This window comes from Microvirga yunnanensis (genome assembly GCF_025460875.1).
Genome location: NZ_JAMXFI010000010.1, coordinates 112257 through 126823 on the forward strand (window position 1 = coordinate 112257; position 14567 = coordinate 126823).

General features: G+C 65.8%; 16 protein-coding genes and 1 other RNA gene. 11 read left to right on the forward strand and 6 right to left on the reverse strand.

The window, feature by feature from the left end:
* Positions 1–440: 440 nt before the first annotated feature.
* From NF876_RS07625 to fumC, 3 genes are read right to left on the reverse strand one after another with little or no spacing between them, the layout of a single operon-like run.
* Positions 441–689, reverse strand: a complete 249-nt coding sequence (locus tag NF876_RS07625) for a ribbon-helix-helix domain-containing protein (protein WP_262268200.1) — start codon at positions 687–689, stop codon at positions 441–443.
* Positions 690–878, reverse strand: a complete 189-nt coding sequence (locus tag NF876_RS07630) for a DUF4169 family protein (protein ID WP_262268201.1) — start codon at positions 876–878, stop codon at positions 690–692.
* Between the two features lie 14 nt (positions 879–892).
* Positions 893–2287 (reverse strand): class II fumarate hydratase, encoded by a 1395-nt coding sequence (fumC, locus tag NF876_RS07635; protein WP_262268202.1) that lies wholly within the window; start codon positions 2285–2287, stop codon positions 893–895.
* Positions 2288–2375: 88 nt separating this feature from the next.
* On the opposite strand from fumC, the gene NF876_RS07640 reads away from it, so the two are divergent.
* Positions 2376–3791 (forward strand): cytochrome P450, encoded by a 1416-nt coding sequence (locus NF876_RS07640; protein WP_262268203.1) that lies wholly within the window; start codon positions 2376–2378, stop codon positions 3789–3791.
* 21 nt (positions 3792–3812) lie between these two features.
* Here the strand turns inward: NF876_RS07640 and NF876_RS07645 are convergent, their stop codons facing one another.
* Together NF876_RS07645 and ssrA are read right to left on the reverse strand one after the other, a co-directional pair.
* Positions 3813–4415: an SspB family protein gene (locus NF876_RS07645; RefSeq protein ID WP_262268204.1), complete on the reverse strand. Its 603-nt coding sequence runs from the start codon at positions 4413–4415 to the stop codon at positions 3813–3815.
* Positions 4416–4438: 23 nt separating this feature from the next.
* Positions 4439–4795: a transfer-messenger RNA gene (gene ssrA / locus NF876_RS07650) on the reverse strand.
* A gap of 156 nt (positions 4796–4951) precedes the next feature.
* Here ssrA and NF876_RS07655 point away from each other — a divergent pair.
* From NF876_RS07655 to NF876_RS07700, 10 genes are all read left to right on the forward strand, one after another.
* Positions 4952–5746: a thymidylate synthase gene (locus NF876_RS07655; RefSeq protein ID WP_262268205.1), complete on the forward strand. Its 795-nt coding sequence runs from the start codon at positions 4952–4954 to the stop codon at positions 5744–5746.
* Positions 5747–5752: 6 nt separating this feature from the next.
* Positions 5753–6058, forward strand: coding sequence for a DUF2293 domain-containing protein (locus NF876_RS07660; protein WP_262268206.1), 306 nt, complete (start codon positions 5753–5755; stop codon positions 6056–6058).
* A 37-nt stretch (positions 6059–6095) separates the two neighbouring features.
* Positions 6096–6578, forward strand: coding sequence for a GNAT family N-acetyltransferase (locus NF876_RS07665; protein WP_262268207.1), 483 nt, complete (start codon positions 6096–6098; stop codon positions 6576–6578).
* Positions 6575–7087 carry a dihydrofolate reductase gene (locus tag NF876_RS07670; RefSeq protein WP_262268208.1) on the forward strand — a complete coding sequence of 171 codons (513 nt, stop codon included), beginning with the start codon at positions 6575–6577 and terminating at the stop codon, positions 7085–7087. The genes NF876_RS07665 and NF876_RS07670 overlap by 4 nt, the downstream gene beginning before the upstream one ends.
* A 136-nt stretch (positions 7088–7223) precedes the next feature.
* The gene (gene hflK, locus NF876_RS07675) at positions 7224–8366 is read left to right on the forward strand and encodes an FtsH protease activity modulator HflK (RefSeq protein WP_262268209.1); all 1143 of its coding nucleotides are present in this window, start codon (positions 7224–7226) and stop codon (positions 8364–8366) included.
* Positions 8363–9295 (forward strand): protease modulator HflC, encoded by a 933-nt coding sequence (gene hflC, locus NF876_RS07680; protein WP_262268210.1) that lies wholly within the window; start codon positions 8363–8365, stop codon positions 9293–9295. The genes hflK and hflC overlap by 4 nt, the downstream gene beginning before the upstream one ends.
* Positions 9296–9301: 6 nt before the next feature.
* Positions 9302–9493, forward strand: coding sequence for a DUF2065 domain-containing protein (locus NF876_RS07685; RefSeq protein WP_262268211.1), 192 nt, complete (start codon positions 9302–9304; stop codon positions 9491–9493).
* Between the two features lie 189 nt (positions 9494–9682).
* Positions 9683–11197: a DegQ family serine endoprotease gene (locus NF876_RS07690; protein WP_262268212.1), complete on the forward strand. Its 1515-nt coding sequence runs from the start codon at positions 9683–9685 to the stop codon at positions 11195–11197.
* Between the two features lie 184 nt (positions 11198–11381).
* The gene (gene acs / locus NF876_RS07695; protein WP_262268213.1) at positions 11382–13325 is read left to right on the forward strand and encodes an acetate--CoA ligase; all 1944 of its coding nucleotides are present in this window, start codon (positions 11382–11384) and stop codon (positions 13323–13325) included.
* A gap of 222 nt (positions 13326–13547) precedes the next feature.
* Positions 13548–14369 (forward strand): alpha/beta fold hydrolase, encoded by an 822-nt coding sequence (locus tag NF876_RS07700; RefSeq protein WP_262268214.1) that lies wholly within the window; start codon positions 13548–13550, stop codon positions 14367–14369.
* A gap of 17 nt (positions 14370–14386) precedes the next feature.
* Here NF876_RS07700 and NF876_RS07705 read toward each other — a convergent pair.
* On the reverse strand, positions 14387–14567 hold a 181-nt coding region (locus tag NF876_RS07705), incomplete at its 5' end, for a hypothetical protein (RefSeq protein WP_262268215.1).

Here is a 14567-nt window from a genome sequence, read left to right on the forward strand (position 1 = left end):
CAACCGGGTGTTACCCTTTGTGGCCCCGAGGCTCTAGACCGCGGTCGTTCCCGGCCGGGGTGGAAAAACTCCCACGTCATGGCCGGGCTTGTCCCGGCCATCCCGATCGGAAGGGCGCGCGCTTCACCGTAGCGAGATCACCGGCACAAGGCCGGTGATGACGTGGCGGGTTGTGTGAGGCGGTGCGAACACCCTCCACACGTCATGGCCGGCCAGTCATCACCCGCCTCTCGCCGGCCATCCCGAGCCGAAAGGCGCCGCGCTTCGCCGGATCGAGATCACCGGGACAAGCCCGGCGATGACGTGGCGGGTGGTGTGAGCAGATGACGACGTCGAGGGGGAGAGACGGCCATCCCGATCTGAAAAGCACCCGACCTCATCCACCGGAGATCACCGGTACAGGATCGGCGAGGACGACGGACAGCCCCTCGGGCCGTCTCCTAGGGCTGAGCGGCGTCCGGCGACGCTGTGCCCAGCCGTCGGCGCAGGTCCGTCAGCACGAAGACTCGGATCGCCGAGGAGAGGTTCTGGTCGCCCCGGTCGGCATCGATGAGCCCGATCAGAGACTGGACGGACATTCTGTCCCGTTCGGCGATCTCCCTCAAGCCTTCCCAGAAGGGCTGCTCGAGGGAGATGCTGGTCCGGTGGCCGGCAATGGAGACGGATCGCTTGACGATGCGGAAGCCCATTCACGGCTGCTCAGTGTCGTCGCGCTTGTGGGCGTCGAGGCGGCTCTTCGCCAGATCCCGTTCGGCCTTCGTCAGGGTCTTCTCGGCCTTGGTGCGGCCGAACGCGATGCGGTTCTCGTCGGCGCGGGCCTCCTTCTCGGCCCGCGCCTTGTGCTTGCGCGCCCGGCGCAGATTGATGATCTCTGCCATGGCGCGAGTGTAGCCTATTCGCCCGGCTGAAGCATCGTCTCGGGGCGCACGACGGCGTGGAAATGGTCCTCCGCGACGCCGGCCTTGAGAGCCTCTTCCTTGAGGGTCGTGCCGTTCTTGTGCGCCGACTTGGCGATGGCGGCCGCCTTGTCGTAGCCGATGGACGGAGCGAGCGCCGTCACGAGCATCAGCGAGCGCTGCATGAGCTCGTTGAGGCGCTCCCGGTTCGGCTCGATCCCCACCACGCAATTGTCCGTGAAGCTGACCGCGCCGTCCGCAATGAGCCTGATCGATTGCAGCACCGCATTGACGATCACCGGCTTGAACACGTTGAGCTCGAAATGACCCTGGCTGCCGGCGAAGGTCACCGTGGTCTGGTTGCCGGCCACCTGGCAGCACAGCATGGTCATGGCCTCGGCCTGGGTCGGATTGACCTTGCCGGGCATGATCGACGAGCCGGGCTCGTTCTCCGGCAGCGAGATCTCGCCGATGCCCGACCGGGGACCGGAGCCCATCAGGCGGATGTCGTTGGCGATCTTGAACAGGCCGGCCGCGAGGCTCGCCAGGGCGCCGTGCGTGTAGACGAGGGCGTCGTTGGAGGCGAGCGCCTCGAACTTGTTGTGCGCCGAGGTGAAGGGCAGGGCGGTGAGCTCCACCACCTTGGAGGCGAAGCGGTCGGCGAATTCCGGATGGGCGTTCAGACCCGTCCCGACGGCCGTGCCGCCCTGCGCGAGGGCGTAGATGCCCGGAAGCGTCTGCTCGATGCGCGCGATGCCGAGCTGGACCTGCGCGGCATAGCCGGAAAATTCCTGGCCGAGCGTCACCGGGGTGGCGTCCTGCAGGTGGGTGCGGCCGATCTTGACGATGTCCTTGAAGGCCTCGGCCTTGTCGTTCAGGGCCTTGTGCAGGTGCTTGAGGGCGGGAATCAGGCGGTCATGGACCTCGCGGGCGACCGCGATGTGCATGGCGGTCGGGAACGAGTCGTTCGACGACTGGCCCATGTTCACGTGGTCGTTCGGGTGAACCGGCTTCTTGCTGCCGCGCTCGCCGCCGAGGCGCTCGATGGCGAGGTTCGAGAGCACCTCGTTCATGTTCATGTTGGACTGGGTGCCCGAGCCGGTCTGATAGACCACGAGCGGGAACTCGTCGTCGTACTTGCCCTGCACCACGTCGGCCGCGGCCGCCGCGATGGCATCGGCCAGGCGCGGCTCCAGCTTGCCCAGATCCTTGTTCACGAGGGCAGCGGCCTGTTTCACGATGGCCAGCGCATGGACCAGAGGCAGCGGCATCCGGTCCGTCCCGATGCGGAAATTCTGGAGCGAGCGCTGCGTCTGGGCGCCCCAGAACTTGTCGGCGGGAACGTCGATGGGGCCGAAGGTATCTGTTTCGATGCGGGTTGAGGGCGACATCCTGACCTCTTTCGATGGAGTTGCGTGTTCTTATCTCAAATGATGGCGCTCGCAACTGCGAACGCGCATGGAGGCCTTGTAAAATCGCATGAGCGACACCCTGGAAGCGCCCCTGTTCCGCCCGCCTCACCCGGCGCCCCGCACCGAGCCCCTCGGCATGGTGGCCTTCCTGAGGGCGGTGCGCGAAAACCCTCTGAACACCTGGATGGAGACCCATTTCGAGGAGCCGATCATCACCGGCGAGGGGGCGCTCGGCCGCATGACCGTGGTGAACGATCCCGCGGTGATCCGGCACATCCTCCTGGACAACGCCCCCAATTACCGCAAGGACGATCTGCAGATCCGGATCCTGGCGCCCGGCCTGGGCCGGGGGCTCGTGACCGCGGAGGGCGACGAATGGCGGCTCCAGCGCCGCACCATCGCGCCGCTCTTCACGCCGCGCCACGTGGGCAGCTTCTTTCCCGCGATGGTCGAGGCGGCCGACCGCCTCGTGCGCCGCTGGCAGCGGCGCCCGGAAGGGCGCGTGGTCGATGCCTCCCTCGACATGACCCGCGTGACCCTGGACGTTCTGGAGCGGACGATCTTCACGCAAGGAGTGCCGAAAGACCCCGATGCGCTCGGCCGCGCCATCACGCGTTACTTCAACAGCCTGGGCCGGGTCGATCCGCTCGACATCTTCGGGTTCCCCGATTGGGTGCCCCGGATCGGCCGCCTGCGGGCGCGGCCGTCGATCCGGTTCTTCGAGGAGACGGTCAACGCGCTGATCGATGCGCGGAAGGCGCTGCTGGCCCGCGGCGAGCCGGCGCCCCGCGACCTGCTGACCCTGCTCCTCGAGGCGGCCGACCCCGAGACCGGGAAGGGGCTGAGCCACATCGAGGTGCGCACCAACATCGTCACCTTCATCGGCGCCGGACACGAGACGACGGCCAACGCCCTGACCTGGTCGCTCTATCTCCTGTCCCAGGACGAGCGGGCGCGGACCCGCCTTGAGCGGGAGGTCGACGCGGTGCTGGGAGAGGGGCCCCTGGAGCCCCGTCACCTGGACGAACTCGTCTACACCCGGGCCGTGATCGACGAGGCGGTGCGTCTCTATCCGCCGGCTCCCTACATGAGCCGCACGGCGATCGATGCTGATCGGATCGGAGACCTGGAGATCCCGGCGGGCTCGATGGTGGCGATCGCCCCTTACGTGCTGCATCGCCACCGCCGGCTCTGGGACGAGCCGGACGCCTTCCAGCCCGAACGCTTCCTCCCGGAGAACCGCAGCCGGATCGACCGCTTCGCCTATTTGCCGTTCGGGGCCGGGCCGCGGGTCTGCATCGGGGCGAGCTTCTCCCTGCAGGAGGCCGTGATCGTCCTGGCGACCATCGCCCGCTCGGTGCGGCTCGATCTGGCGGAAGGGCACGAGGTCGCGCCCGTGCAGCGGATCACCCTGAGGCCGCGGGGCGGCCTGCCGATGCGCCTTACGCGGCGCGCTCCGCGGGAGGCGCCGGCAACCGCCTGACAACGGGGACGGGAGGGAGACTCAGTTCTTCTTGCGGAAAGCGTCGAGGCTGACGACCTCGGCGCTGCCCGGCGCCCCGGATTCGGGCGACTCGGTCTTGTCGTCCGTCTCGGCTTTCGCCGCGGGCGCTCCTTCGGGAGCAGGCGTGGTGTCCGCCGCGGGCAGGGGCCTGCGGGGCTGCTTCAGCTCGACCGGCTCGGACGCGCTGCCTCGGATAGGCTGCGGTGCGGCGGGAGCCTCCTCCGCATCGTCCTCCTCGTCCTCATCCTGGCTGTCGAACTTGAGGCCGAACTGGACGGACGGGTCGAAGAAGCCCGTGAGGGCATCGAAGGGGATGAGCAGCCGCTCCGGGATGCCCGAGAAGGACAGCCCGACCTCGAAGGTGTGCTCGGTGACGTTCAGGTCCCAGAACTGGTGCTGGAGGACGATGGTCATCTCCTGAGGGTATTTCTCGCGCAGGCGGTTCGAAAGGCGAACCCCGGGGAAATCCGTCTGGAAGGAGATGTAGAAATGATGTTCGCCCGGCAGGCCGTCCTTGGCATCGATCAGAACCTTGCGCACGACGCCCTTCAACGCGTCCTGCACCAGAAGATCGTAGCGGATCAGGTCTTTACCACCGGCCATAAGCGAGCCCTTGCAGAAACAAAAGTGGAGGCTTCTGTTGCCAGGTGCCTCCGGACCCCGCCTTACGGTGCTACCCGCAAGGGCTTTGATTCGGCTTTAGGGACCGCTTACGCAGCCACTGCAACCGGAGCATAGTTGTCGTTGGCAACTATAGATTCGGCCCGATAACGGCGGAACCATGCCGAGCGAAAGTCCACCCTTTACGCCCTCGTCGATCCTATTTCGCCCCCGCCGAAACCCAAGCTGAGCCTGGGCTTTGGTGGAGGCGCCGGGTACCGCCCCCGGGTCCGATGGGTTTATTCCGATAGCCGTTTATCGCCATAGTCGGTCTCGCGACCGACACCCTCAATATAGGTGCCGCGATCGGATTTTGAAAGAGAGGGAACCGCCGGCTCGTCCATGAAAATGTGACAGAGACACCGGCGCGCCCGCCTGGTCGCCTGTGGCCCTCAGGGGGTTAACCGATTCACAGGAATGGAAAAGTCCCGACTCGGCGGCGGCGCTGCGCTGCCCTATGATCAGGCGAGGAGCACCCCATGCAAGCCTATCTCGATCTCATCCGCCGCATCATGGACGAGGGCGTCCGCAAGGACGACCGGACCGGAACCGGGACGATCTCGGTCTTCGGTCACCAGATGCGCTTCGATCTCAGCCAGGGCTTTCCGCTCGTCACCACCAAGAAGCTCCATCTGCGCTCCATCGTCCATGAGCTGCTGTGGTTCCTCAAGGGCGACACCAACATCGGCTACCTGAAGGAGAACGGCGTCTCGATCTGGGACGAGTGGGCCGACGAGAACGGGGATCTCGGTCCCGTCTACGGCAAGCAGTGGCGCTCGTGGGCCAAGCCCGACGGCGGCACCGTCGACCAGATCCGCTGGGTGCTCGATGAGATCCGCCGCAATCCCGACAGCCGCCGCCTGATCGTTTCCGCCTGGAACCCGGCGGATCTGGACAAGATGGCGCTCGCGCCCTGCCATTGCCTGTTCCAGTTCTACGTCGCGGAGGGGCGGCTCTCCTGCCAGCTCTACCAGCGCTCGGCGGACGTGTTCCTGGGCGTTCCGTTCAATATCGCATCCTACGCCCTGCTCACGCACATGATGGCCCAGGCCACGGGCCTGCAGCCCGGCGACTTCGTCCATTCCTTCGGGGACGCGCATCTCTATCTCAACCATCTGGAGCAGGCGCGCCTCCAGCTCTCCCGGGAGCCGAGGCACCTGCCGAAGCTGCGCCTCAACCCGTCCGTCCGCTCGCTCTTCGATTTCACCTATGACGACATCGCCATCGAGGATTACGACCCGCATCCGGCCATCAAGGCGCCCGTCGCGGTCTGACGCGGCATGAGCCGGCGCGAGGCCATCGAGGGCGCGGTCCGCATCCTGGCCCCGCGCATTCCGCGGCACGAGTTCGAGGCCGTCACCGACCATGCCCTGGGCAGCCGCGGCCTGCATGGCGCTTCGCCCGAGACGGCCGCATGGCTGTCGCTCACGTCCTATATCCGCCACAGGCTCACGGATTACGACGATCTGCTCAACGACGGCTACGACCAGGAGAGCGCCCGTTTCTTCGTCCTCGACGACATGAACGCCGTTCTGGCGGAATGGGGCTCGCCCCGCCGCGTTCAGGCGGACGACGAAGCCGAATAAGCTCGACAGCAAGGATCACTTGCGACACAACAGCCGCATGAGTCTCGTCATCCGCAAGGCCGAAGAGCGCGATGCTCCGGCGATCTTCAACTTCATCCGCGACCTCGCCGGATACGAGCGGCTGGCCCACGAGGTCGACGCGACGCAGGCGGACATCGCGAAGGCGCTTTTCGGCCCCGCCCCGCGGGTCTTCGCGGATATCGCGGAATGGGACGGGGAGGCGGCCGGCTTCGCCCTCTGGTTCTACAACTTCTCGACCTTCCGCGGCCGGCACGGGATCTATCTGGAGGATCTCTTCGTCCGGCCGGCCTTCCGGTCCCGCGGAATCGGAAAGGCGCTGCTGAGGCATCTTGCCCGCCGCTGCATCGACGAGGACTTGGCGCGCCTCGAATGGTGGGTCCTCGACTGGAACGAGCCGGCCCTGCAGGTCTATCGCTCCATCGGGGCCGTTCCCATGGATGAATGGACCGTGCAGCGGGTCACGGGCGAGGCCTTGCGACACTTGGCGGAGGAGCCATGACCCTTCCCCTTATCCTCGTCGTCGCGGTCGCCGAAAACGGCGTGATCGGGCGGGACAATCATCTCCTGTGGCGCATCAAGACCGATCTCGGGCGCTTCCGCAGGCTCACCATGGGCAAGCCGATGATCATGGGGCGCAAGACCTTCCAGTCCATCGGCAAACCCCTGCCGGGGCGCGAGACGATCGTGCTGACCCGCGATGCCGGCTTTTCCGCCGCGGGCGTGCACGTGGTCCACACCTGGGAGGAGGCGGGCGCCAAAGGCGCCGAGATTGCCGCCAGGATGGAGGCCGAGGCCATCGCCGTGGTCGGGGGCGCTGAGATCTATGCGCTCGCCCTGCCGCACGTGCAGAGCATATTCCTGACGAAGGTTCACGCCGCCCCGGAGGGCGACGCCGTCTTCCCCGAGTTCGATCGATCACGGTTTCGCGAGACGAGGCGGGAGGATCACCCGAAGGCACCCGACGACGAGCATCCGTTTACCTTTATTGATCTCGAAAGGCGTCCCTGACCTTGTCCAAGGTTGACGAAGCTCCCTTTAATCCCCAATTCGCAGGCTTGACAGGCGGAAGAGGCAACACCCACAACCGTCTCGGGATCTCAACGGCTGTGTCGGCCGGCCAATCATAAGTGAGGAAAGGCGTCCTATGCCTTGGAGCAACCAAAGCGGCGGCGGCGGCCCCTGGGGTCAGCGCGGCGGATCGGGAGGCGGCAAGAGCCCTTGGGGCTCCGGGCCGCAGGGCAATGGAACGCCCCCGGACCTGGAAGATATTCTGCGCCGCAGCCAGGATCGCCTGAAAGACTTCATCCCCGGCGGCTCCATGGGGGGCAGGGGCCTGATCATTCTCGTTCTCGGCGTGATCGCCGTCTGGCTGCTCACCGGCTTCTATACGGTGCGGCCCAACGAGGTCGGCATCAACATGATCTTCGGGAGGTACACCCGGACCTCCGGTGAAGGTCTGCGCTACAACTTTCCCTATCCGATCGGCCGGGTGATCAAGCCCAACGTGACCGCCCAGCAGAGGGTCGAGGTGGGTTACCGTTCCACGCCGACGGGGCAGGGGCGCGCCCGCGACGTGATCGAGGAAAGCCTGATGCTGACCGCCGACGAGAACATCGTCGACATCGATTTCGATGCGGTCTGGCAGATCAACCCCGCCCGTCCGCAGGATTACGTCTTCAACCTTCAGAATCCCGACGGCACCATCAAGTCCGTGGCCGAGAGCGCCATGCGCGAGGTCATCGGCCGCCGGAACATCCAGGCGATCCTGACCACGGAGCAGGCCAGCGTCGCTCAGGAAGTCCGCCAGATCATGCAGGAGGCGCTCGATGCCTATGGCGCGGGCGTCCTGATCAACGTGGTCCAGCTTCAGGCCGTCCAGCCTCCGTCCGAGGTGCGACAGGCCTTCTTCGACGTGAACGCCGCCCAGCAGGACGCGGTGCGCGTCCAGAACGAGGCGGGAGCCTTCGCGAGCCGGGTCGTTCCCGAGGCCCGAGGCGAGGCGTCGCGCACGGTGCAGCAGGCCGAAGCCTATCGCGAGCAGTCCGTGGCCGACGCGACCGGTCAGGCGGCGCGATTCCGCCAGGTCTACGAGGAATACCGCAAGGCTCCCGACATCAGCCGCGAGCGCATCTTCCTCGAAACCATGGAGCGGGTCTTCGGCGGGCTCGAGAAGATCATCGTCGACCAGAACGGCCAGGGCGTCGTGCCCTTCCTGCCTCTCAATCAGCAGATCCAGCGCCCGCAGCCGCAGGGCAATGCCGCCAACCCGCAGGGAGCCACGCGATGAACGCTTCGACTCTTCGCACGGTCGCCCTGATCGGCCTGGTCCTCGCGGCCATCGTCCTCTACAGCGCGACCTTCATCGTGCAGCAGACCCAGTATGCGCTCGTGCTGCGTTTCGGCGCGGTGCAGTCGGCCATCTCGGAGCCTGGCCTGAAGTTCAAGCTGCCGCTGGTCGACACGGTGACCTATTTCGAGAAGCGCGTGCTCGATCTCGACCTGCCGGTCCAGACCATTCTGTCGGCCGACCGGCAGAACCTTGAGGTCGACGCCTTCACCCGATACCGGATCGTCGATCCGCTGCGGTTCTACCAGGCCGTCGGCAACATCGCGCTGGCCAACCAGCGCCTGCAGAGCTTCACCAACTCGGTCATGCGTAACACGTTGGCGAGCGCGTCCCGCGACGCCATCGTTCGCACCGAGCGTGCGGATCTGATGAACCGCATTCAGGCGGACGTGAACCGTCAGGCGGCGAGCCTCGGCATCGAGATGATCGACGTGCGCCTCACCCGGGTCGATCTGCCGGCAGCGAACAGCCAGGCGGTCTACCAGCGCATGCGCACCGAGCGTGAGCGCGAGGCGGCCGACCTTCGCGCCAACGGCCAGCAGCAGGCGCAGACCATTCGGGCCAAGGCCGAACGCGAGGCGACGATCATCCGGGCCGAGGCCAATCAGCGGGCCGAGGAGCTGCGCGGCCAGGGCGATGCGGACCGCAACCGTATCCTGGCGGAGGCTTTCGGGCAGGATCCGGAGTTCTTCTCCTTCTATCGTTCGATGCAAGCCTATGAAGCGGGTCTGAAGTCGGGCGATACCCGGCTCGTGTTGAGCCCGGATTCCGATTTCTTCCGCTATTTCAACGACCCGGCCGGTCGACGGAACGGCGGAGGCGCCACGCAGCCCGCCCCCGCGCCGGCCCAGCCGGCTCCAGCCCAATGATCCCTGATGATGGACTTGATTGCAGCCCTCGGCCTCGCTCTTGCGGTCGAGGGCATCTTGTTTGCGGCCTTTCCTGACGGCATGCGCCGGGCCATGTACGAGGCGGCCCACAGCCCGAGCGATCAGATGCGGATCGTCGGGATCATATCGGCCGTCATCGGGCTCGGGGTGATCTGGCTGGTGCGGCAATTCAGCTGAGAGCCCGGGCCGTGGCGTCCCGGGTCGGCGAAACGGGGCGGCTCGCTCCCGACGGAGGATCCGATCGGTTCCGAAAGTGGAATCCCTTGTCGGATCCGTGGCTTGAGGCCAAGCTTCCGCCGCAATATCCGCTTGAATGGCGGGGCCAAATACCAATCTATATGGCTATTCTCCGAGAGAGGGTTTTCGATGAACACAGCCACGAATGCGCTGGCGCCTTCCACGACGGCGCTGCCCCAGCGTCCCCTGCGCCGGTTGGCCGCGTCCTGCTTCGCGGTCTTCACGGTTGTCGCGACGGCCGCCATGCCGCTGCCCGCCTATGCGCGCGCGACGCCCGAATCCTTCGCCGATCTCGCCGATGAGGTGACCCCGGCCGTGGTCAACATCTCGGCCTCGACCACCGTGGAGGCCCGCAACCGGACCCTTCCTCAACTGCCGCCCGGAACCCCGTTCGAGGACCTCTTCGAGGAGTTCTTCAACCGCCGTGGGCAGGGGGGCAACGGAGACAGCACTCCCTCACGGCCGCGCAGCTCGAACTCGCTCGGCTCCGGCTTCGTGATCGATCCGTCTGGCATCGTCGTGACGAACAACCACGTGATCGGCGATGCCAACGACATCAGCGTGATCTTCCCTGACGGCACGCGCCTGAAGGCCGAGATCGTCGGCAAGGATTCCAAGGTGGACCTCGCCGTTCTGAAGGTGAAGTCCGACAAGCCCCTGAAGGCCGTCAAGTTCGGCGACTCGGAATCCATCCGCCCCGGCGACTGGGTGATGGCCATCGGCAATCCCTTCGGGCTCGGCGGTTCGGTGACGGCCGGCATCGTGTCGGCCCGCGGCCGCAACATCGAGTCCGGCCCCTACGACAACTATATCCAGACCGATGCCTCCATCAACAAGGGCAATTCCGGCGGCCCGCTCTTCAACATGAACGGCGAGGTCATCGGCATCAACACGGCCATCCTCTCGCCGACCGGCGGCTCGGTCGGCATCGGCTTCGCCGTGCCCGCCTCGACGGCCGTTCCGGTCATCGATCAGCTGCGCCAGTTCGGCGAGACCCGCCGCGGTTGGCTCGGCGTGCGCATCCAGAACGTGGATGATGCAACCGCCGAGGCGTTGAACCTCGGCACGGCCCGCGGCGCCCTGATCGCCGGCATCGACGACAAGGGTCCGGCCAAGCCGGCGGGCCTCGAGGTCGGTGACGTGATCGTCCGCTTCGACGGCAAGGAGGTCAAGGATTCCCGCGACCTGCCGCGGATCGTGGCTTCGACCCCGGTCGGCAAGGCCGTCGACGTGGCCATCGTCCGCAAGGGCCAGGAGATGACCAGGCAGGTGACCCTGGGCCGGCTCGAGGATACCGAGAAGCAGGCCAGCCTGCAGCAGCCTTCGACCGAGCCGCCGACCGCGACCCGTCAGGCCCTCGGCCTCAACATGTCCGGCATGACGGACGAGCTTCGCCGTCGGTTCAGCCTGAAGGACAACCTCAAAGGCGTGGTCATCACCCGGGTCGACCCGAACTCGAATGCGTCGGACAAGCGGATCCAGGCCGGCGAGGTTATCGTCGAGGTCAACCAGGAGCCGGTCACGAGCCCGGCCGACGTGACCAAGAAGATCGACGACCTCAAGGCCCAGGGCCGCAAGTCCGCCCTGCTCCTGGTGGCAAACGCCCAGGGCGAGGTGCGCTTCGTCGCCCTGTCGATCGAGTAATCCAGCCCATCCGATCTTTTGGAAAGGCGGCCCGTGCAGGCCGCCTTTTCTTTTGTCATGGCAGTCATGTTCTGAATAACGAACAAAACGATTGACTAAAAGGACCATTCGAAGCATCTGACGGCGCGACTTCTCCGCTTGTCCCGGCTCTTGCCGAGCCAGAGTTCCAGAGACCAAGCCTCCGATGACACAACCCGTTTTCTCCGTTCCCGCCGCCCTGAAATCGAGCGCCCATGTGGATGCGCAGGCTTATCAGGATCTGTATCGCCGCTCCCTCGACGACCCGGAGGGCTTCTGGCGCGAGCAGGCGCAGATCCTCGATTGGGGGAAGCCCTTCACGAGGGTGAAGAACACGCATTATTCGCCCGGCGACGTCACCATCGAATGGTTCGCCGACGGAACGCTGAATGCATCCTCCAACTGCCTCGACCGCCACGCCCGCGACCGCGGCGGCGATGCCGCCATCCTGTGGGAGGGCGACACTCCGGGGGACACCCGGACAGTCACCTGGAACAATCTGAAGCAGGAGGTCTCCCGCCTGGCCAACGCCCTGAAGGCGCTCGGGGTCAGGAAGGGCGATTTCGTCAGCGTCTACCTTCCGGTGGTGCCGGAGGCCATCGCCGCCATGCTGGCCTGCGCCCGGATCGGCGCGGTGCACTCGGTGGTGTTCAGCGGGTTCTCGGCGGAGGCGCTGGCCGGGCGCATCGAGGATTGCCGCTCCCGGGTTCTGATCACGGCGGACGAGGGGTTGCGGGCCGGCAAGCATGTCCCGCTCAAGCGGAACGCGGACGCGGCGCTCGCAAGCCTTGCCTTCGTGGAGCATGTGCTCGTGGTGCGCCGAACCGGGCGCGACGTTCCCATGATAGCCGGCCGTGACCGCTGGTACGACGAGGCTCTCGCCGAAGCCTCGGCGGATTGTCCCCCGGTCGAGGTCGGTGCCGAGGATCCGCTGTTCGTGCTCTATACCTCGGGATCGACCGGCAAGCCGAAGGGCATGCTCCACACCACCGGGGGCTATCTCGTCCATGCGGCCTCAAGCTTCCGGGCGATGTTCGACTACCACCCCGGCGACATCCATTTCTGCACGGCGGATGTGGGCTGGGTGACGGCCCATACCTACCTGATCTATGGGCCGCTGGCGAACGGCGCCACCATCGTGCTGTTCGAGGGCGTCCCGACCTGGCCGGACTCCTCTCGCTGGTGGCAGATCATCGAGACCTACAGGGTCAACATCTTCTACACCGCACCGACCGCCATCCGCTCTCTCATGCGCGACGGGGAAGGCCCGGTGCGCAGGCATGACCTGTCGTCCCTGCGGGTCATGGGCTCGGTGGGCGAGCCGATCAATCCGGAAGCCTGGCTCTGGTACCACGAGGTGGTCGGAGGAGGGCGCTGCCCGATCATCGACACCTATTGGCAGACGGAGACCGGTGCCGTCCTCCTGTGCCCGCTGCCGGGCGCCACGGACCTGAAGCCTGGGTCGGCGACGAAGCCTTTCTTCGGCGTACGGCCCGTGCTGCTCGGCAGCGACGGGACCATCGTCGAAGGCGAAGGCGCGGGCAATCTGTGCTTCGCCGATTCCTGGCCTGGACAGGCCCGCACGATCCTGGGCGACCGCGAGCGCTTCCTGAAAACCTATTTCAGCACCTTCCCGGGATATTACTTCACCGGCGACGGCGCCCGGCGCGATGCGGATGGCGACTATTGGATCACCGGCCGCCTGGACGACGTGATCAACGTCTCGGGCCACCGGCTCGGCACCGTCGAGGTCGAGTCCGCCCTGGCGTCTCACCCGTCGGTCGCCGAGGCCGCCGTGGTGGGCATGCCGCACGAGATCAAGGGGCAGGGCATCTTCGCCTTCGTTACCCTCAAGGAGCGGGTTGCCGAGAGCGACGAGCTTCGTCGCGAGCTCGTCCAGGTCGTGCGCACCCGGATCGGCCCGATCGCCACGCCGGACAGGATCGAATGGGCGCCGCAATTGCCGAAGAACCGTTCGGGCAAGATCCTGCGCCGCATCCTCACGCGCATTGCCGCCGGCGATTACGAGAACCACGGCGATACCTCCACGGTCGCCGATCCGGCCGTGGTGGCGGAAATCGTCAGACGGGTCCGGTTGCCTAAAAGCTGAGCGGCGCCCTTCCTTGTCATAGAGGGTCCGCCTTGTCAGAATAACCTGTGTGAAGAATCGCCGGGGACGTTCCATCCCTCCGGCGATCAGGTTGCGTCTTCCCGTTCCGGTTTCAGTATCCCGCATCCGGTGTGTTGCAAAGCGAAGGGGCCATCGCCGTCGGCCACGCCGCCGTGCGCGCGACAATGAAGCCCGATTCCAGTGGGGCGTCAGGAGCAAGCCATGAGCACGATCAAGACAAGGGACGGCACCGAAATCTTCTACAAGGACTGGGGCTCCGGACAGCCCATCGTCTTCTCGCACGGGTGGCCGCTCGATGCGGATGCCTGGGACGTGCAGATGATGTTCTTCGGCGAACGCGGCTATCGTGTCGTCGCGCATGACCGGCGCGGTCATGGACGCTCGGCCCAGACCTGGACCGGCAACGACATGGACACCTACGCGGACGACCTCGCGGCCCTCATCGAAGAGCTCGACCTGCGGGACATCATTCTGATCGGGCATTCGACCGGCGGCGGCGAGGTCACCCGCTATATTGGCCGGCACGGAACCCGGCGGGTCGCCAAGATCGTGCTGGTCGGGGCCATCCCGCCCCTGATGCTGAAGACGGAGGCCAACCCGAAAGGCCTGCCGATCGAGGTTTTCGACGACATCCGCAAGAACACCTACGAGAACCGCTCGCAGTACTTCTACGATCTCAGCATGCCGTTCTACGGCTACAATCGCCAGGGTGCCAAGATCTCGGAGGGAATCCGCATGAACTTCTGGCTGCAGGGCATGCTGGCCGGAATCAAGCCTGCCTACGACTGCATCAAGCAATTCTCGGAGACCGATCTGACGGAGGATCTGAAGAGGTTCGACGTGCCGACGCTCATCGTCCACGGGGACGACGATCAGATCGTTCCGATCGTCGCGTCGGCGATGATCTCGTCGAAGATCGTGTCCAATGCGACCTTGAAGGTCTATGCCGGCGGTGCGCACGGTCTGGCGCAGCTCGAGGCCGAAAGGTTCAACAACGACGTCCTGGCCTTCATCCAAGGCTGATCCGGACGGTCGCGGCACTAGAGCATCGGATCCGATGCTCTCAAGCATCGGACCCAAAAGTGGACTTGCAATTTTGGGATCCATCCGATGCTTTCTTCTTGAATGAGAGCATCGGTCAGAACGGACCCAGCGGGCCGCGCCAGCGAAAACCGGATCCACTTTTCACTGGCGTGGCCCTTCGGGTCGCTGACGCGGCCC